Source organism: Pseudomonas triticicola (assembly GCF_019145375.1).
Lineage (GTDB): Bacteria > Pseudomonadota > Gammaproteobacteria > Pseudomonadales > Pseudomonadaceae > Aquipseudomonas > Aquipseudomonas triticicola.
This window is the reverse complement of sequence record NZ_JAHSTX010000001.1, coordinates 3,908,096-3,925,851: the sequence shown is the minus strand read 5'-3', so window position 1 is coordinate 3,925,851 and position 17,756 is coordinate 3,908,096. Positions and strand designations below refer to the sequence as shown.

At 60.1% G+C, this 17,756-nt stretch carries 13 protein-coding genes; 4 read left to right on the top strand and 9 right to left on the bottom strand.

The window, feature by feature from the left end; all coding sequences use genetic code 11:
• Positions 1 to 242: 242 nt before the first annotated feature.
• Positions 243 to 1,508 (bottom strand): urea ABC transporter substrate-binding protein, encoded by a 1,266-nt coding sequence (urtA, locus tag KVG85_RS17385; protein ID WP_056787644.1) that lies wholly within the window; start codon positions 1,506 to 1,508, stop codon positions 243 to 245.
• 301 nt (positions 1,509 to 1,809) lie between these two features.
• Here urtA and KVG85_RS17380 point away from each other — a divergent pair, with 301 nt between their 5' ends.
• Positions 1,810 to 6,678, top strand: coding sequence for a DUF4329 domain-containing protein (locus KVG85_RS17380; RefSeq protein ID WP_217864478.1), 4,869 nt, complete (start codon positions 1,810 to 1,812; stop codon positions 6,676 to 6,678).
• A gap of 52 nt (positions 6,679 to 6,730) precedes the next feature.
• Here KVG85_RS17380 and KVG85_RS17375 read toward each other — a convergent pair whose 3' ends face one another.
• The 8 genes from KVG85_RS17375 to cbiE all read right to left on the bottom strand — a co-directional run bounded on the left by KVG85_RS17375 (position 6,731) and on the right by cbiE (position 15,187).
• Positions 6,731 to 8,104, bottom strand: coding sequence for a PepSY-associated TM helix domain-containing protein (locus KVG85_RS17375; RefSeq protein WP_217864477.1), 1,374 nt, complete (start codon positions 8,102 to 8,104; stop codon positions 6,731 to 6,733).
• A gap of 150 nt (positions 8,105 to 8,254) precedes the next feature.
• Positions 8,255 to 10,375 carry a TonB-dependent copper receptor gene (locus KVG85_RS17370; protein WP_217864476.1) on the bottom strand — a complete coding sequence of 707 codons (2,121 nt, stop codon included), beginning with the start codon at positions 10,373 to 10,375 and terminating at the stop codon, positions 8,255 to 8,257.
• A gap of 84 nt (positions 10,376 to 10,459) precedes the next feature.
• Positions 10,460 to 10,906 (bottom strand): DUF2946 domain-containing protein, encoded by a 447-nt coding sequence (locus KVG85_RS17365; RefSeq protein WP_217864475.1) that lies wholly within the window; start codon positions 10,904 to 10,906, stop codon positions 10,460 to 10,462.
• Positions 10,907 to 10,927: 21 nt separating this feature from the next.
• Positions 10,928 to 11,407 (bottom strand): copper chaperone PCu(A)C, encoded by a 480-nt coding sequence (locus KVG85_RS17360; RefSeq protein WP_217864474.1) that lies wholly within the window; start codon positions 11,405 to 11,407, stop codon positions 10,928 to 10,930.
• Positions 11,408 to 11,455: 48 nt separating this feature from the next.
• The gene (locus KVG85_RS17355) at positions 11,456 to 11,854 is read right to left on the bottom strand and encodes a DUF2946 domain-containing protein (RefSeq protein ID WP_217864473.1); all 399 of its coding nucleotides are present in this window, start codon (positions 11,852 to 11,854) and stop codon (positions 11,456 to 11,458) included.
• Positions 11,855 to 12,172: 318 nt separating this feature from the next.
• The gene (locus tag KVG85_RS17350) at positions 12,173 to 12,889 is read right to left on the bottom strand and encodes a cobalt-precorrin-6A reductase (RefSeq protein WP_217864472.1); all 717 of its coding nucleotides are present in this window, start codon (positions 12,887 to 12,889) and stop codon (positions 12,173 to 12,175) included.
• Entirely contained in the window at positions 12,886 to 13,983 is a 1,098-nt protein-coding gene (locus tag KVG85_RS17345; RefSeq protein ID WP_217864471.1) for a cobalt-precorrin-5B (C(1))-methyltransferase, read from the bottom strand. Before KVG85_RS17345 ends, KVG85_RS17350 begins: the two co-directional genes overlap by 4 nt.
• Positions 13,976 to 15,187 carry a precorrin-6y C5,15-methyltransferase (decarboxylating) subunit CbiE gene (gene cbiE / locus KVG85_RS17340; protein WP_217864470.1) on the bottom strand — a complete coding sequence of 404 codons (1,212 nt, stop codon included), beginning with the start codon at positions 15,185 to 15,187 and terminating at the stop codon, positions 13,976 to 13,978. The genes KVG85_RS17345 and cbiE overlap by 8 nt, the downstream gene beginning before the upstream one ends.
• 225 nt (positions 15,188 to 15,412) lie before the next feature.
• Between cbiE and KVG85_RS17335 the strand changes: the two genes are divergently transcribed.
• The 3 genes from KVG85_RS17335 to KVG85_RS17325 all read left to right on the top strand — a co-directional run bounded on the left by KVG85_RS17335 (position 15,413) and on the right by KVG85_RS17325 (position 17,748).
• Positions 15,413 to 16,084: a hypothetical protein gene (locus KVG85_RS17335; RefSeq protein WP_217864469.1), complete on the top strand. Its 672-nt coding sequence runs from the start codon at positions 15,413 to 15,415 to the stop codon at positions 16,082 to 16,084.
• A gap of 142 nt (positions 16,085 to 16,226) precedes the next feature.
• Positions 16,227 to 17,045 (top strand): hypothetical protein, encoded by an 819-nt coding sequence (locus KVG85_RS17330; protein ID WP_217864468.1) that lies wholly within the window; start codon positions 16,227 to 16,229, stop codon positions 17,043 to 17,045.
• A 52-nt stretch (positions 17,046 to 17,097) separates the two neighbouring features.
• Positions 17,098 to 17,748: a hypothetical protein gene (locus KVG85_RS17325; RefSeq protein WP_217864467.1), complete on the top strand. Its 651-nt coding sequence runs from the start codon at positions 17,098 to 17,100 to the stop codon at positions 17,746 to 17,748.
• Positions 17,749 to 17,756: the final 8 nt, after the last annotated feature.

Here is a 17,756-nt window from a genome sequence, read left to right as displayed (position 1 = left end):
GACCTGCGAATTCGAGCCGAACTCAGGCTTTGAAAAGCATGAAGATCGGCTCCCTTTCCCCCTCTCCCTCTTGAAATTGAGGGGACTGACCGAGGTGTTTGGGCGATGTACTGCGACCTGCGAATTCGAGCCGAACTCAGGCTTTGAAGAGCATGTAGATCTGCTCCCTTTCCCCCTCTCCCTGAGGGAGAGGGCTGGGGTGAGGGGGAAGTCTCATGCTCGCCTCAAAAACTGAATTCGCCTCAGTTGCTCTTCACCGCATAATCCGGCTTCTTGTCGTTGCCCTGAATGAACGGGCTCCACGGTTGTGCGCGGATCGGGCCTTCGGTCTGCCACACGACGTTGAACTGCCCGTCGCTCTGGATTTCGCCGATCATCACTGGCTTGTGCAGGTGATGGTTGGTCTTGTCCATGGTCAACGTGTAACCGGACGGCGCAGCAAAGGTCTGCCCGGCCAGCGCTTCGCGGACCTTGTCGACGTCAGTGGATTTGGCTTTCTCGACCGCCTGCGCCCACATGTGGATGCCGACGTAGGTGGCTTCCATCGGGTCGTTGGTCACCGCTTTATCGGCGCCCGGCAGGTTGTGTTTCTTCGCATAGGCTTTCCAGTCCGCGACGAATTTCTTGTTCGCAGGATTCTCCACCGACTCGAAGTAGTTCCACGCCGCGAGGTTGCCCACCAGCGGTTTGGTGTCGATGCCGCGCAGTTCTTCTTCGCCGACCGAGAACGCCACCACCGGTACGTCGGTGGCTTTCAGGCCCTGGTTGGCCAGCTCTTTATAGAACGGCACGTTGGAGTCGCCGTTGACGGTGGAAATGACCGCAGTCTTGCCACCGGCGGAGAATTTTTTGATGTTGGCGACGATGGTCTGGTAATCGCTGTGCCCGAACGGCGTGTAGACCTCTTCGATATCCTTGTCGGCCACGCCTTTGGAATGCAGGAACGCGCGCAGGATCTTGTTGGTGGTGCGCGGGTAGACGTAGTCGGTGCCGAGCAGGAAGTAGCGCTTGGCGCTGCCGCCTTCTTCGCTCATCAGGTATTCAACGGCGGGGATCGCTTGCTGGTTCGGCGCGGCGCCGGTGTAGAAGACGTTCGGCGACATCTCTTCGCCTTCGTACTGCACCGGGTAGAACAGCAGGCCGTTGAGCTCTTCGAACACCGGCAATACCGATTTACGCGAAACGGAGGTCCAGCAGCCGAACACCACCGCGACCTTGTCCTGGGTCAGCAGCTGTCGGCCCTTTTCGGCGAACAGCGGCCAGTTGGAAGCGGGATCGACCACCACCGGCTCGAGCATCTTGCCGTTCACGCCGCCCTTGGCGTTGATCTCGTCGATGGTCATCAGCGCCATGTCCTTGAGCGACGTTTCGGAGATCGCCATGGTCCCGGACAACGAATGCAGAATCCCGACCTTGATGGTCTCGGCGGCCTGGACAGTCCAGGTCATGCCCATCGCGGCAATGGATGCCGTGAGTGTGAAAGCCTTGATCAAACTGCGACGCTTCATTGTGCGATCTCCATGAACATTCGATTTTTTCTGGTTGGCAGATGCGAACGACTGAAAGTGTGTTTTGCAAAGGCTGTGCCCGGTCGCGTTCAGGCAAGAAAATGTCGTGCCAGAGGGCTTGCGCGCTGAATGCGTGCACCAGGAGGGGACGGCAGTTGGGCGATGGTGCGTCGAGCTGCGCCAGATTGGGGCGCAAGCTGGCACTCAGATGCGGATACAAAAGCGATAAACATCTACCACAGCTTGAGAAAACCGACGGGCCACACTCAGTTGCTCATCCCGATTCTCAGCGCAGGTTTTTATGAGTCATGTCTCAGGCCGATCCGGTCGTACCGCCAGTTCTCCAGCAACGTTCAAGCTGCCCCCACTGAGCCCGGCTTTTCTGACTGAAGAAGACGCCGCCTATTGGGTGCACACGCGGATTCCATTGAACCCGGACAAAGAGTACGGCAGCGTGATCCTGCTGCGTCCGGACGGGAAGTTGCTCGCCACTTCACCCATCGCCGGGCAAGCCACGGGTTTTGACTTCGGCACAATTGTGCAGACCGATGTCCTTGGCGGCATGCTTCATCCGCTGGGCTACCGGTGCGTCGCCAGCGTTCACAGCCATCCGCCGATCCATGCCGAGTTCCGCAATGGCAATCGGCGTCAGGATGAAACGCTGCTCCGGCTGTTCATGAGTTTCTATTCAGGCGGCGACTTCATTGGCGATGTGTCGGCGCGGGATTTTTTCCGCAGCGCTTACCTTTCAGGTCCGGATGGCAGCTTGCTCAAATACGTCTCGAGCGGCTCGCCCGAGGAGCGCGACTACTTCCTCTGGCAGCAGTCCGGCGGGCCGTCGGGCCATCCGGCTGGGGCCTATGACGTGATGGCGGTGATCAACAAGCTGGCGACCGTGGGTGAGCTCAAAGTCATTGTTTCGAATGCCGACTGGGGCTACTCGGTGGGGCGCGTACCTGCAGACTGGAAGGCCGGCGCGTCGTTCTCCACGGGTGTGGTCACCGAACTGCCGCTGATGACCCGTGTATGCGTCAATGCCGAACGCGCCGTGCTGGCCGCCTTGAAATCAAGAGGCGCGCAGACGACAGGCCTGATCTTGAAAAAACTGACCGGCAAGGAGTATGTCGCCACCCATGCGCGCCCGGCCGGCCTTGCCGCTTGGGATCCTGAGCGAATATTTCCGGTTGATGCCCAAGGGCAATTGCAGCTGCCCAAGGGGTATTTGCTGGAGGGCTTTTACTTCGCCTCGCGGCCCGACCCTGCACAGTTTCCGTCTGCTCAGCCGTGGCTCTACGAGAACTTCTTCACGCCCCGAGAGATCGCCCTCGCTATCGAAGCGAATGCCCGCAGCCAACATCTGGCGCAAGCAGGGCGTGCGTTGTCGCTGTACATGCGGGCGCAGGATCATGCGATGTTGAAGTACCGCTTCAGCGGCGATTCGATCGAAGCGGCACTGAGCGTTACGCAGTCGGACGGCACGGTGAGTGACAACGGCGTGCAGGCAAGGCTGTTGGCCGGCACACTGGAGCCCCGAGCATTTGTCTCGATGCTGGTACTGGCCGGGACCCTGGAAGTCGTACGCGGAAGTGCGCTCTGGGCACATCTAGGGCCGGTGGATCTGCAATGGCAACCCTTCGCCAACTTCCCCTGGCCGCGATTGAGCGGCGCTTTTCTATACGCCGATGATGCCGTCCGCCACGCCCATGAACTCGCCGGCATGCGCCGTGACAAACCGTACGCCGGGTATGTTTTTCAGCGCAGCGACAAGCGTTTCGTGGTGACCGAACCGTTGCCGGGAGATATCGACACGCTTGGCCAGGGCAGACTTTATCCGATGGACAATCAAGGGCGTCCGGTCTTTCCCGACGACCATGCGCTGCACGCCCGTTACGTCTCACACATCGCCCTGTCACAACTTTTGCCGGTAGATACAGAGCTTTTTGGCTGGACATATCAGGAAGCGGTTGCGAGCTTGCAGATGTTGAGTGTGGCGGAGGTCAGGCAGGTTCTGCTCGACGAGATTGCCTTGTATATCAGCGCGGCGCCGGACAGTCTCGTCAAGTATGAGGTCAACGGATCTGCGGGCTCCACGGAGTTGGGCAGGCGCTTGGGCACGCGCCAGCATCCAGGCGCACTGGCGCTGGAACTGGACAGCGGCCGTAAACGCCCGCAGGACTTCATTCGTGAACAGGCTGCGGCCGGACGTTTAACGGTTCTGATCGATAATCAGCTGTGGGGCTATCGCGGGCGGGTCCCGCCGACCTGGTCGCTGCGCACCACGCCCGCGCCTCCGCCCGCGCCGCGGGTGCCGGTGTTGCAAGTGCCGCCAGAGCTGTATCCCGAACCGGACAGAGGCAAGCCGATCCTGCCCAAACCCACGTCACTCCCGCAGCCGCAAATCCCGTTGCCGCCGCTGACGTTGCCATTACCCTGGAAACGCGTGGAACGTGTGGCGTTCGGCGCGTTTTTTTCCTCGGCGGATGAAGCTGCGCAGGATCGATGCCTCCGGGACTTTCGTCCGCAGGGAGAAGTGCGCGCATACTTCGGGTTTATTCTCAAGCACAAGAACCGGCAAGAGTACGTGGCTACCGAACTGGTGCCCGTCAGTGATCAAGGCAGAAATCTGTTCAGGCTCGATTCGGTATTCGCCGACCTGGCCACTGAACCATGGCATGCGTTGCCCGAGGGCTTTGAGCTGCACGGGAATTTCTACGCATCGCAACGTGCCGGTGATCCGACGAAAAGTCCGGATGACTGGCTGGCACATTACTTCATCTCGCCGGACCACCTGACAGCCTCGATGTACTACGGCGGCCGGCGTCCGGTCATGGTGTCGGACGTTCCCGCAGCGCTCTATATCGCCGTGCGCGATGGAGCTCTGCTCAAATATGCGTGGAGCAAGTCCAGCAAGCTGTTTCATGACGCCTCGTCCCAACACACGCTTGAAAAGATCAAAAGCGATCTGGCCGCTGGAGTCCGCTTACCGACTGACTTTATCCATGAGGTCGCCAGCAGCGGCGAGCTGTCCGTCATGCGCACCGGTCTGTGCTGGGACCGGACGGGGCTGGTCGATGTCACCTGGCAAGCGTACGCACATCTCGAACGGCGCAGGCTCGGTCCGGTTTTTCAGACGGCTGACGACGCGGCCGTCCACGCCAGGACACTCGTGCCTCTGATGACCGACAGGGTGCATGGCGGGCTGATTCTGGAGACGGTCGATAAGCGCTACGTCGCCACATTGCCCGTTGAAGTCAGCCATGAGGATTTTGATTTCACCGATATCTGCCCTGAGGAAAGTCACGCAGCCGGATTGTTTCCCGCGGGTTGTCGCATCGCAGCGCGGTACCGGTCGCGCGTCGCCCAAGAGGTGTCGGTGGTCTTGGCGCCTGTGCAAAAGCTGGTCTACCAGAACGTGTTTTCGGCCGAGGTGCTGGAGTCGGCGTTCGATAATCGCGGCATGAAAGAGCAATACTGGATGACGGCGGACGGTTCGCTGGTTCGCTATACGCCCACTCCACGGGATGAATACCTGTTCTGTCCGGATGGCGCGGTGATCGGCTATCGGCCGCAACCCGAACTGCTTTCGCAACTGCTTGATCAGGGCGATCAGCGGTCCTTTGTCGATGCAAAAGCGATAAGACAGCGCTTGCGCGATCGGCAATTGAAACCCGTCGAATGGGTGAATGATCTGGCCAGGGCCGGACGCTTGTGGGTGGTCACCGCAAGCGAGATCTGGGGGCAACCGCGGCCGATAACCCAGTGGGCACCCTATTCCGGGGATTTTTTGCCGAGCGCAGATTATGCCAAGGCGTTGAGCAGCCCGGTCTGCAGCCCGCTGTTCATCGAGGCCGACGCTGCCGCGCGGCACGCTCATGAATTCTCCGCGAGCAGGGATACGCAGACCTTCGGTTACCTTTTGAACGGCCCAGAGGGCCTGTTCGTGTCCACTCTGCCCGTTGCGGTGCAGCGTTCGGGGTTGGCGCTGGATCGGGTTTTCGAGCAGGGCAAGTTGCCGTCAGGCTTCAGTCTGAACGCCATTTACTTGCGAGCAGCGCTGCCACCTCTGGGCGCGCGGCCGGACGACATACGGCACTTTTTTCTGCTGCCCAACGATGTCCAGGCTGCCTGCGCATGGGCCAACACGCCGCAGGGATACCGGCCGATCTACTTCTGCTGCGCCGATGGCGCGTTGTTGAAATTGCACCTGCATGCGTTCGAGCCCGGCACTTTCTACGATCAGTTCGGGCAAGTGCAACTGCGCCCCAATGCCTTCCTCTCGAAGGTTGAGGCGGCCGTCGACGAACGAGGCATTGCCAGCGGTACCTTCAGATTTGTCGACTATGTCCACCGGATGGCTCATGCCGGCCGACTTGAGGTGATTGAAACCAGTGAATACTGGTCGCGGCATGGCCAGGTGGATGAAAACTGGCAGCCACGGCTGACCGACGTGTCCAGTGAACAACGCTGGCGCGAGCATCCTGCTCCAGCGCTGGGACCTGTCTTTCATCATCCTGATGATGCCGCCTGCCATGCCCATGGGCGGGTAGCCGGCCAAGCGGTCGTAGGAACCGGTTATGAGAGTGCGATTCTGGCGAACCCGTCCAGCCTTCGATTCGTTCCGCTTGAGCCGATCGTGTACCTCGCCAACGAGGACAATCCGCAGGTGCGCATACTGCGTACCGCCACGGATCCTGCTGTCAGTTGGCGCGATCCGGCGCCGCGCTATCCCGAGGGTTACTCGGTGATGGCCACCCATCAATTGCATGTCTCGGGCAACACCACGCTGGCGGCGGATGTGGATCAGGTCTATGCCAATTACGCTGCGCCTTCGCTGGTGCACGCGCACACCCATGCCCCCACGGAGAAAGGCCTGCATATCCTCCACTTTTACTATTCAACGCCGCACGATGTGCTGCTCAAGTACACGCCCGTGTATTCACGGGCGGAAAGAGATCTGTTGCTGACCCGCTCAGCCACTTTCGAGGGTGGACGCTGGGTCAGCCGGCTGAGCCCTGGAGAGTTTCTCTCGCGGCTTATGGTGCTGGGTGAGTTCCGGGTGCTGATCGCCGGTTATTACTGGCGCCAGACCGGACGCATGAATACGACCTGGCGAAGCCGTCGTCAGCAGTCCCCGACACCCGGTACCGTGCGCTTGCGCGACGAGTTGTAAGTGACATGAAATGAACAGGCGCGGGCCGCCGAAACGGCCCGCGCCCGTCATATCAACGCTGCACCTGCGCGGCCCGCAGACCAAGTCGGGGCACGAGAAACCGGTCGAGCAACCAGACCACCACCAGCGAAGCCCCCACCAGTGGAAACACCACCGCCAGCACCAACATGATCGCCACGCCGGCTTTCCACTTCGGCAGATCATGGCGCAGCGGCGGCACGCCGAACTTGCCTTCGGGGCGTCGTTTCCACCAGATCACCACACCGCTGACGGCGCTGAGCAGAATCATCAGGCAGATCAGCAGCACGACGATCTGGTTGAAGGTGCCGAACATCTTGCCTTCGTGGAGCATCACGCCGATTTCCGTGGCGCGAGCAACGGTGCCGTAGTGCTCGAAGCGCACATCGGCGAGGACCTTGCCGGTGTACTGATCGATATGCAGGGTGGCGTCGTTGCGCGGGTCATCGGCGAACACGGCAATGGTGAACACGCCGGTGGCGGTGGTCGGCAGGGTGATGCTGTAGCCGGGCTCCACCTTGCGTTCGCTGGCGATGTTTTGCACATCCTGCAGGCTGACTTCGGGTGCAGCGGGACCGGCATGGGCATTGCCGTGATTCATGTGTTCGGCGTGGTCGCCGGACATCGGCATCGGTGTGTTTTCCATCGCCCATGGCACGGTCTGGCGGGTCGCGCTGTTGAGGGTGCGCGCCTCGATGTCGGAGGTCGGTACGTTGTCCCACATCGCTGCCGGAAACACGTTCCACACCTGCGCGTATTGCTTGCCCCAGAAACCGGTCCAGGTCATGCCGCTGAGCAACATCACCAACAGCAATGTCGCACCCCAGAAACCGGTGACGGCATGCAGATCGCGCCACAACACTCGACCGCGGCTGTTCCAACGCGGCCACAGGATGCCCGCCGCCTGACCGCGCGGCCACCACAGAAACAGCCCCGACACCACCAGCACCACGCCCCAGCCAGCGGCCATTTCGATCAGGCGATCGCCGACCGTGCCGATCATCAATTCGCCGTGGATCGCACGGGCGATGGCTTGCAGATTCTGCTTGGCATCCTGCTCGCCGAGGATGTCACCGTGGTACGGATCGACGAACACGTTGAGTTCGTGGCCGGCATTTTTCACCACGAATTGCGCGCTGCGTTCGGCATTCACCGGCGGCAGGTACTGGGTGACCTGGCCCTGCGGATAGGCAGCTTTCACCCGTTGCAGCAAGTCATCGGCCGGCACCGTGTGGTGCCCGGCCGGTACTTCGAGCAGGCTGCTGTACATCAGCGAGTCGAGCTGCGGCTTGAACAGATAAATGATCCCGGTCAGGGCCAGTATCACCATGAACGGCGCGACGAACAGCCCGGCATAGAAATGCCAGCGCCAGGCCAGGTTGTAGAAATTCGGTTGAGGCTTTTGCATCACGTTTGCTCCGCTTGGCTTGGTTCTTTTCGTTGTCTGTTACCTGTGGGAGCGAGCCTGCTCGCGAAGGCGTCATGCCAGACGACATCACTGCTGAATGCGCCGGCCTCTTCGCGAGCAGGCTCGCTCCCACATGGGTAGGTGTTGGTGTCAGAAACTCATATCCACTTTGGTCCAGAGCGTGCGCCCCGGTTCATTAATTGCCTGTGGGTCATTGGCCGGGTAACCGAACCCGGCATTGCCAGCCAGGTTCAGGTGCTCGGCGTAGGCTTTGCCGAACAGGTTGTCGACGCCGCTGCTGACCTTCCAGTGCTGGTTGATGCGGTACGCGCCGTTGAGCGAGAACACGCCGAAGCCGGAGCTCTGGGCGTAATCCTTGCCGACCACGTTGCCCTTGTTCGCGTCGATGCGGTGCTGCGCGGCGACCACTCGCCAGAGTGCGCCGGCGCTCCAGTTGTCTTGGCTGTAGGTCAGGCCGAAACGCGCATCCAGCGGCGGCATCTGCGGCAGGGCCGAGCCGTCACTGCTGTTCTTGCCCCAGGCGTAGGCCAGGGTCGCATCGGCTTTCCAGTTGTCGGTGAGGTTATAGGCAGCTCCCAGTTCGCCACCCATGATCCGCGCGTCGATGTTTTCGGCGCGCGAGTTGCTCATGCCCATCATTCCCGGCGTGTAGTCGAACAGGATGTAATCGCGTACCACACCGATGTAACCCGAGGCCCAGGCTTCGAGGTCGGCGCTCCTGTAGTTCACGCCAAAGTCGAGCTGCGTGGTCTTTTCCGGTTTGATCGAGTCGAACGCATTGACCGATCCTGCCGGGCCCGACTTGGGTGAAAACAACTCCCAGTAATCCGGAAAGCGTTGCGCGTGGCCGAGGCCTGCATAGAGCGTGGTCGGGCTGTCGGCGAGGTCATGCTCGTAACGGATGAAGCCGCTGGGCAGGGTGTCGGCGCGGGTGTCGTCGGCGGTCGGGTTGGGGCGGGACATCATCCCCGACCCGGTGGTCTGCCGGTAATCCTTGGCCGAAGCGCGATCCACCCGTGCGCCAGTGATCAAGCGATCACGCTCGGCGGCGTACCAGGTCATTTCGCTGAACACGCCGTAGTTATGGAAATCGGCGTCCTTGCTGTACGGCAGGTCCTTGTAGGTGTCGATGCCCATTGAGCTGCGCTGGCGGTGCTCGTTGGTCTGTGCGTCGAGGCCGGTGATCAGCTGAACATCGGCCCAGCGCCAGGTCGCCTTGAGTCGCGCGCCGAGGGTCCGACGGTCGACGTTGGACGCCATCGGTCCCGCCATCATCCCGGTGCCGGACGGGGTGCGCAGGGTGTAGTTATCCATCACATGGTCGGCGTAGTTGTAGTAGACCTGCGCCTCGAGTTTTTCCAGCACCTCGCTGATGTTGGATTTCTCGAAACGCAGGCCGAGGCTTTCGCGCAGGAATTGCGAACCGTCCATGCCGCGCCCGGCATACCGCGCCTCGCCGTCGCCCTTGCCGGCGGTGAGTTCGATCAAGGTGTCGGCATCCGGCGTCCAGCCCAGTGCGACATCGCCGTTCCACTTGTCGTAACGCGAGGCGACGATGTCGTTGTTGCCATCGCGGTAATCGTCGGAATGCGCGGTGTTGCCGATGACGCGCACGTAGCCCAACGGACCGCCGGCAGCCGCGTCGACAACCTTGTCGAAACGCCCATGCGAGCCAGCCAGGATGCTGGCGTTGACGCGAGTGCCGAGTTCGCCGAAGTTCTCCGGCTCACGGTCGAACAGCACCGTACCGGCCGATGCGCCCGGCCCCCAGAGGACAGTCTGCGGACCTTTGATCACCGTGAGCTTGTCGTAGGTTTCCGGCGAGATGTACGAAGTCGGCGCGTCCATCCGGCCAGGGCAAGCGCCGAGCATCATGCTGCCGTTGGTGAGGATGTTCAGCCGCGAACCGAACATCCCGCGCAACACCGGATCGCCGTTGGTGCCGCCATTGCGCACCAGAGCGAAGCCGGGAATGGTCTTCAGGTAATCGCCGCCGTCACTGGCCGGCACCGGTTGGCGCGGATCCTTGGGGTTGGTGACGATCGTCAGTGGCGAGCTTGGAGCGATGGCAGTGATCACCGTCGGGCTCAATTCACTTTCGTGGCCGGTGTGATCATCAGCCAGCGCCAGCGGTGTCAGCAGTACGCCGCAAAGGACGGCAATAGCGTGCCTGCAACGAATCCGCGATTCATTCAGGGCAAAGTGCGCGCGGGCAGATTCCGCGCAGGGGACAGCAGTAAACCTGGACATGACAATTTCCATCGAACAGTCGTAAACACCACGGCCGGCAGCCTGGAGCTGTCTTCTCAACCGTGTGCAATCAGAGGTGCGTGTTTACGTGGCGATGGGCGGGGCGCGGGTGCGGGCGCCGGGGAAGAAGGGTTGGCGGGCATGGCCCAGACGCGGCGAGGGTGGGGTGAAGGTGTTCGGTGGCGGGATGTTGAAAGCGACGAAATCGCCGCCGCCGGTCAGTGCCGGGCAATTGAACAGCAGGCTGCAATAGCCGCATTTTTCCCACAGCACGTGATGCAAAGATTGCGGCGGGCAATGCTCGGCCGCAGGCTGGGCTGCATGGCCGCTGTGATCCATGCCGGGCATGTCCATCGACATGTCCATGCTCATTGGCATCGACGTCGAGGCGTGTTGATCCATCGGCATCGACTGAGAAATCAGTGGACCGATGAAGATCATCAACATGGCGAACAGGGCGATCCAGCTGCCACGCGTCAGCGTTTGAGTCTGACGGTGATGCGGGACGGGCCTGGCGCGCAACGGACGCATGGGCGAAGTCAGCCGAAACGGTTACTGAGCGTGCACGTGGCCCTGGGCGGATTCCGGCGCTTTCTTCTGCACGGCAACTTCAACGCTGACGTCACCGGCCTTTTCGAAATGCAGGATCATCGGGAAACGCTTGCCGTCGCTGAGCAGGCTGCGATCGCTCGGGTTGAGCAGCATCACGTGGTAAGCCATCGGCGCGAAGGTCACGGTGCCGCCGGCGGGGATCTCCACGCTCGGTACTTGCTGCATCTTCATCAGATCGCCCTGCATCACGTGCTCGTGCAACTGCGCTTGTGCAGCGATGGGCGAGTCGACGCTGAGCAGGCGATCGGCGCTTTTACCGGTGTTGTGGATGATGAAGTAGGCGGCGACGGTCGGCGCATTCGGCGGCAGTTCCTGCGACCACGGGTGGGCGATTTCCAGCGCACCCGCCTTGTATTCATGGGCATGGGCGAAGCACGCCGGCAACAACAGCGCAGCGAGGACGAAGAGTTTCTTCAACATGGCAGTTCTCCAGAACGATTTGAAACGCGGATTTGTGGCGCGAACAAATCAGACCAGAGGGGAAGCACGGGGATTGAGACTCGGCCATTGCTGGCGCGGCGTCGGGGCTTGCAGGGAGACGGGCGCAACGCTGCGGTTGCTTTCAAATTGCGCGAAATACAGCTGCGGCGAATGCCCCGGCAGCGCCAGCAATGGCGTCCCACCTGAGCAACACCAGCAGTGCTGCATGTTCGAATGGCTGTCGTTTTGCGCGGCCTTCTGATCCGTGGCACCGATATCGATCGCCACCATCTTCATGCCGCTGCCGGTGCAGAAACTGCTCCACAGTATCTGCTCGGCCGGTGAACTGGCCGCCTGCGCCATCGCCCCGCTCAGCGGCATGGCGAGCATGTTGAACAGCACTGCAAGGCAGGCGATCCAGGCAAATGCTAACCGGCGTCGGTTCATGGGACAGGTCCGTTGGGTGGGCGATCAGGCGCGGCCCATTTAGCCTGATCAGGGCCGATAAGTAAAAAAGCGTAGTGCGGTTTGGTGTCGCAGTGCGCTGTTGAAAAGAGTGTAGCCACTTGGATTGGCAGTGCCAGACCGGACGCCTTCGCGGGCAAGCCCGCTCCCACAAATTTTGTGGATGTGCACAGATACCAGCTGCATCCACCATTCCTGTGGGAGCGAGCCTGCTCGCGAAAGCGCTGTGTCAGACAATGGAAGGCTACTGGTGCTGACGTCTTCGCGAGCAGGCTCGCTCCCACAAAGGGCCGTGCCGATTCAGTGGGAAAGGGCAGCGAGGACTTCAGCGACTGATTCAAACTCCCGATCAACCCCCGGCAACCCCGGGCGCTTCAACACCAGCACCGGCACGCCGCGCTCGCGCGCCACTTCGAGCTTCGGCTCGGTGGCGGTGCTGCCGCTGTTCTTGCTGATCAATACATCGATCTGTCGGCGCTCGAATAGCGCTCGCTCGTCTTCCAGCAGAAACGGGCCGCGTGCGCCGATCACTTCGCAGCGCGCGTTGCCGGGGTAAACGTCGAGGGCGCGCAGGGTCCAGAACTGGTGGGCGGGGATTTCGTCGAGGTGTTGCAGTGGTTCGCGGCCGAGGGTGAACAGCGGGCGGTGGAACGGTTGCAGCGCTGTGATCAGTTCGGCCCAGTCACTGACCTCGCGCCAGTCATCGCCTGCTTGCGGCTGCCAGGCGGGGCGGCGCAAGGCCCAGCAGGGAATGCCGGCAAGCTGTGCCGCGCGGGCGGCGTTGGCGCTGATTTGTGCGGCGTACGGGTGTGTAGCGTCGAGCAGCAGATCGATGCCTTCATCGGCGATGAACTGCGCCAGACCCTCGGCGCCGCCATAGCCGCCGACCCGAACCTGGCAGCGCAAATCGCTCGGCACCCGGCCAACGCCGGCTAGGCTGTAGATATGTTGCGGGCCGAGCGTGCGGGCAATCCCCAGCGCTTCAGTGACGCCGCCGAGCAACAGGATCCGTTTCATGCAAAACCTCCGGCGTGCCCGACAATCCCGCCCTGACGATCAATGGCAAACACCTCGACCTGGACCTGCGCCGGCACTACGCTGCGAGCGAAATTCAGCGCATGGCGACAAACCTCATCTCCCAAAGCAATGCCCGCCGCGCTGGCCATGGCCAAGGCTTGTTGGCTGGTATTGGCTTCGCGAATGCCTTGCTGCAACGCCGGGTCCGCGCCAATCGCCGCGGCCCATTCGGCCAATTGCGGCAAATCGATGCTCGAATGCCGCGAATGCAGATCCATATGCCCGGCGGCGAGTTTGCTGATCTTGCCGAAGCCGCCGCAGAGGCTGAGTTTATCCACAGGTACTTTGCGCAGATGCTTGAGCACCGCACCGACGAAATCACCCATTTCGATCAGGGCGATTTCCGGCAGGTTGTAGACCCGGCGCATGGTGTCTTCGCTGGCGTTGCCGGTGCACGCGGCGATGTGCAGATAGCCGTTGGTTTTCGCTACGTCGATGCCCTGATGGATCGAGGCGATGTAAGCAGCGCAGGAAAACGGTCGGACGATGCCGCTGGTACCGAGGATCGACAGGCCGCCAAGAATGCCCAGCCGTGGATTCATGGTTTTCAGCGCCAGTTCTGCGCCACCCTCGACATTGACTGTGACTTCGAAGCCGCCGCCGTAGCCGGTTTCGGCGGCGAGCAAGGTCAGGTGATCGCTGATCATCTTGCGCGGCACCGGGTTGATCGCCGGCTCGCCGACGGCCAATACCAGACCGGGTCGGGTTACCGTGCCGACGCCGACACCGGCGTTGAAGCGAATTCCCGGTTCGGCGGACAGTCGCACCTGTGAATAGAGCAGGGCGCCGTGGGTGACGTCAGGGTCATCGCCGGCATCCTTGATCGTCCCGGCTTCGGCGCCGTCCTCGCTCAGGCGGCAGAACTCCAGGCGCATCTGCACCTGTTTGCCTTTGGGCAAAGTGATGTGCACCGCGTCGGCAGCGATGTCGGTGAGCAAGAGGCGCGCGGCGGCGAGGCTGGTGGCGGTGGCGCAGCTGCCGGTGGTGAGGCCGCTGCGCAGGGGCGCGGGTTGTTCGGCGGTTTCGTCACGCATCGAGGGGTTTGACCAGTTCCAGCAGGGTGATCGGCAATGCTTGACGCCAGGTGTCGAACTCGCCGAGCGGTTGCGCCTGGGCGACATGGATGCGCGTCAGCTCACCACCGTATTGTTCGCGCCAGTGCACCAGGGTGACTTCGCTTTGCAGGGTCACGGCGTTGGCCACCAGACGGCCGCCGGGCTTGAGCCGGTCCCAGCAGGTTTCGAAAACACCCTCGCGGGTGACGCCGCCGCCGATGAAAACAGCGTCCGGCCGTTCGAGGTTATCCAGTGCTTGCGGCGCCTTGCCGCGAATCAGGTGCAGGCCGGGTACGCCCAGCGCATCGCGGTTGTGTTCGATCAATTGCTGACGGCCCTCGTCGGCCTCGACCGCCATGGCACGACAGCTCGGGTGCGCGCGCATCCACTCGATGCCGATCGAGCCGCTGCCGGCGCCGACATCCCAGAGCAGTTCGCCGGGCTTCGGCGCCAGGCGGGCGAGCGTGATGGCGCGCACGTCGCGCTTGGTCAACTGGCCGTCGTGACGGAACGCCGAATCGGGTAAACCGGCGAGGCGTGACAGGCCGGTAACACCGGGTTCGGCCAGACACTCGACAGCGACGACATTGAGATCGGCAATCGGCGCATTTTCCCAGTCACTGGCGCTGCGTTCGATACGTCGCTCGGCGTCACCGCCCAGATGCTCCAGAACTGTCATGCGACTTGGGCCGAAACCACGTTCGCACAGCAATTGCGCAACGGCGGCCGGGCTGCTGCCGTCATTGCTCAGCAACAACAGACGCACGCCGCTGAACAGGTGTGCATTGAGCGCCGCCAGCGGACGCGCCACCAGCGACACTACCGTCACCTCCTGCAACGGCCAGCCCAGGCGCGCCGCCGCCAGTGCGCAGGACGAAGGGGCGGGGATGATCGCCATCTCGGCGCTCGGCACCTGCCGCGCCAGACTGGCACCGACGCCGTAGAACATCGGATCGCCGCTGGCCAGCACGCAGACCGGCTCGCCGCGCGACTCGAGTACCGGCGCGAGGGAAAACGGACTCGGCCACAATTGCCGCTCGCCGCCAATGCACGGCGGCAGCAAATCCAACTGACGCTGGCCGCCGACGATCCGCGAAGCGCCCATCAGAGCACGCCGGGCATTCTTGCCCAAACCCTTGAAGCCGTCTTCACCAATACCCACAACGGTCAGCCAATCGCCCATTTCATACTCCAGATCCTGCGTCCAGCGAAGCGGGCGACATGATAACGCGACAATCGATAACTGGCTGCTGTCCTTTTTTCAGGAACGCCGACATTGAATGTTTACATTGTCTTTTGTGATTTTTCGAGTTCTTCGCAAGTATTGAATTGGCGTTCCGCTGAAAGTACTTGTGACTATCTGGAAGGTACTTTTTTAGTCAATTGAATAATCGAATGGATAATTGAAATGAGCGATGTTTTGAACAGTATCTCAGCACTGCCCAACCAAGGCAGTGCGACGGTGATGGGGAATAATCTGTTGTCCTACTTTTCCGGGTTGACTGCGGAAGACAAACGATTCGTCAAAGACAGTATGCGCTGGGCAGAATACAGAGCCGATTTGCGTCATAACAGAAACAGTGAGCCAGCTGCTTGGTTCGAATATTATTCTGGGGTGCTTTGGTCTGTTGGCTGGAGCCTGGAGCAGGCTCCGGTAATCCATGTTGACAAGAACTTTACCGGCAATGCGCTGGACGTCTGGGCGCGATCCTTGTCGCAACAACTAAGTCGAGAGAAAGTCGGGCTAATGAAGGAAGCGTTCCATATGCTTGAGACACATTCGGACGCCATAGACGTATTTAGAGGCAGCGCTCGGGAATGGAGCGATTTTCGTTTTTCTCCTGCTCAGTACAATTTCAATAGGGAGTTGGAGATTGTCGTCAGTAACGTTCGCTTGCTTGATGCGAAGTGGTCCTCTACCTATTTGTTCTGGACTATTCAGCATACGGGTTCGGAGCTTGATATCCGCTCCAGGCGCTTTTTGATCAGGTCTGCCGCGATAAATGAAAATCGGCTTCAGTTGGCTGCTGCAGTACTTGATATGCGCACGCGTGAAATTGAGTTGGCTCAGGGCGCTTGATCTTAGTTGGAGAGCTTTGTTTGCTGGTTTGTATGATGGTCTGAAATTAAATGCATGGATTTTCGATTTGATTAACTCCGGCGCTGTGGTTAGTTTATTTTCCACACCAAGTCGGTGTTTTAATCATGAAAGGAATCCATTTATGACTGAGCTGAATAAAGATGTAATGTCCGCTGTTGAGCGGTTTAGTTTGATTGCACAAACCAATGAGTTTATCGCTGCGCAGCCAGTGCTGCGCTCGCGTTCGGCAAGTGTTGGCAGTAGCTTGCCGATTGATAAAGATGAACTGAATGCTGCAATCATGGGCTCGGGTATTGCAGGCTTTGATGCAAGCATGTCCAAGCGCAGCAAGCGAATCGTTAAAAACACCTACATGTATGCCGATCTGGTTGCCTTGCTCAAATATCCGGCGGCCAACCAGAAAGAACAGCGCTATAACGAGTTTATGCGATTGATGAAACTGGCTGGCTGGTTTGCTTTCAGCCAGCCTTATAATCGATATACCGCTACTTCGCAAAAGCTGACCATGGACAATGTTGTCCTGTCTGTTCTGCATACCGCTGTTGGTGCAGCAGTAGGACAGGGCCAGGCAGCCCTTAAAGTATTGTCCTCTGTGGCAGATGCGACCATGGATGCACTGAAAAATGAACCACAGGCCCTGACGCTGTTCGAGAACAACTCGAAGAAAGCCGAAGGTGGCAACTTTTGCATGAGTGCGGCTTCGCAGGATGATGAAGGTGGTATCACCCTGGCAATCGCTGCTGTGCAATATCTGGCTTCGGCTCAACCTACCAAAGTACTGTTTGTAGAATGGGCAACATCTGCTGTGGAGATTTATAACGCCGGCGCCACGATGTATATGGATGAGGAAGACTATGCAATGGTAGAACCATTGATTGTCAAGGCTCTGACTGAGCAACGTGAGAAAGCGCTCAGCTACGAATTTGGCCAGTCGGCCTGAAATTGATTAATGCCAGAGGCGCAAGCCTCTGGTTTTTTTGTGGGAGATGCGAATGTTCGCGATTTCGAAGGTTTTCGTATGCGCAGGGGCATTAGTGCTGGTGAGTAAAGAGCTGTCGGCATCTGATAGTGACGACAGCCTCGATGCGCTGCTTTATTCACAAACAGTCGCCTCGCATAAAGTTCCCGATGCTGTTGAATACGAGGCATGGAATGATGCCAATAAAACGGCTTTGAAAGTCACCGGTGCTTTTTTTTTCGACGATCCGGTTATCAGCGCGCCGGTCACTACGCCCGATACTTTTACTCTGCTGGAGTTGACTCAAGAACTCTTGCAAGGTTGGGCGCCGGCAGTTTTGAACCAACAGGTAATTGCCAATCTGACCTCGCAACTGGAGAGCAACGGTGCGGCCCTTGAGTTGCTTCAGCGAAATATTCTGCAAGAGGGCAAGTCGATTCGCTTCATGCTTGGCAGCGTATCTGCGGAATCAACGATTACGATGGTCGTCATTTCATTTGCCGTCAAAGAGCCTGTTCCGGGCAACGTGCTTGAGCGACGCTTCAATGCTGAGCAGATAGTCGGCAACCTTGCTGTTGATTGCTACAAGGCTCTTATAGATGCCGATGATTACTGTTTCTCGAGAGCCAGGATCATTGCGTTATTGGGCGAACGGCGCGAAAAGCAGATTATCGCCCTGACCTGAGAGCGCGG

Coding starts and splice junctions, on each gene's coding strand:
- KVG85_RS17370 (WP_217864476.1), bottom strand. CDS start 10,375: ATGTCCAGGTTTACTGCTGTCCCCTGCGCGGAATCTGCCCGCGCGCAC.
- KVG85_RS17345 (WP_217864471.1), bottom strand. CDS start 13,983: ATGCGTGACGAAACCGCCGAACAACCCGCGCCCCTGCGCAGCGGCCTC.
- KVG85_RS17360 (WP_217864474.1), bottom strand. CDS start 11,407: ATGTTGAAGAAACTCTTCGTCCTCGCTGCGCTGTTGTTGCCGGCGTGC.
- KVG85_RS17365 (WP_217864475.1), bottom strand. CDS start 10,906: ATGCGTCCGTTGCGCGCCAGGCCCGTCCCGCATCACCGTCAGACTCAA.
- urtA (WP_056787644.1), bottom strand. CDS start 1,508: ATGAAGCGTCGCAGTTTGATCAAGGCTTTCACACTCACGGCATCCATT.
- KVG85_RS17325 (WP_217864467.1), top strand. CDS start 17,098: ATGTTCGCGATTTCGAAGGTTTTCGTATGCGCAGGGGCATTAGTGCTG.
- KVG85_RS17375 (WP_217864477.1), bottom strand. CDS start 8,104: ATGCAAAAGCCTCAACCGAATTTCTACAACCTGGCCTGGCGCTGGCAT.
- KVG85_RS17330 (WP_217864468.1), top strand. CDS start 16,227: ATGACTGAGCTGAATAAAGATGTAATGTCCGCTGTTGAGCGGTTTAGT.
- KVG85_RS17380 (WP_217864478.1), top strand. CDS start 1,810: ATGAGTCATGTCTCAGGCCGATCCGGTCGTACCGCCAGTTCTCCAGCA.
- cbiE (WP_217864470.1), bottom strand. CDS start 15,187: ATGGGCGATTGGCTGACCGTTGTGGGTATTGGTGAAGACGGCTTCAAG.
- KVG85_RS17335 (WP_217864469.1), top strand. CDS start 15,413: ATGAGCGATGTTTTGAACAGTATCTCAGCACTGCCCAACCAAGGCAGT.
- KVG85_RS17355 (WP_217864473.1), bottom strand. CDS start 11,854: ATGAACCGACGCCGGTTAGCATTTGCCTGGATCGCCTGCCTTGCAGTG.
- KVG85_RS17350 (WP_217864472.1), bottom strand. CDS start 12,889: ATGAAACGGATCCTGTTGCTCGGCGGCGTCACTGAAGCGCTGGGGATT.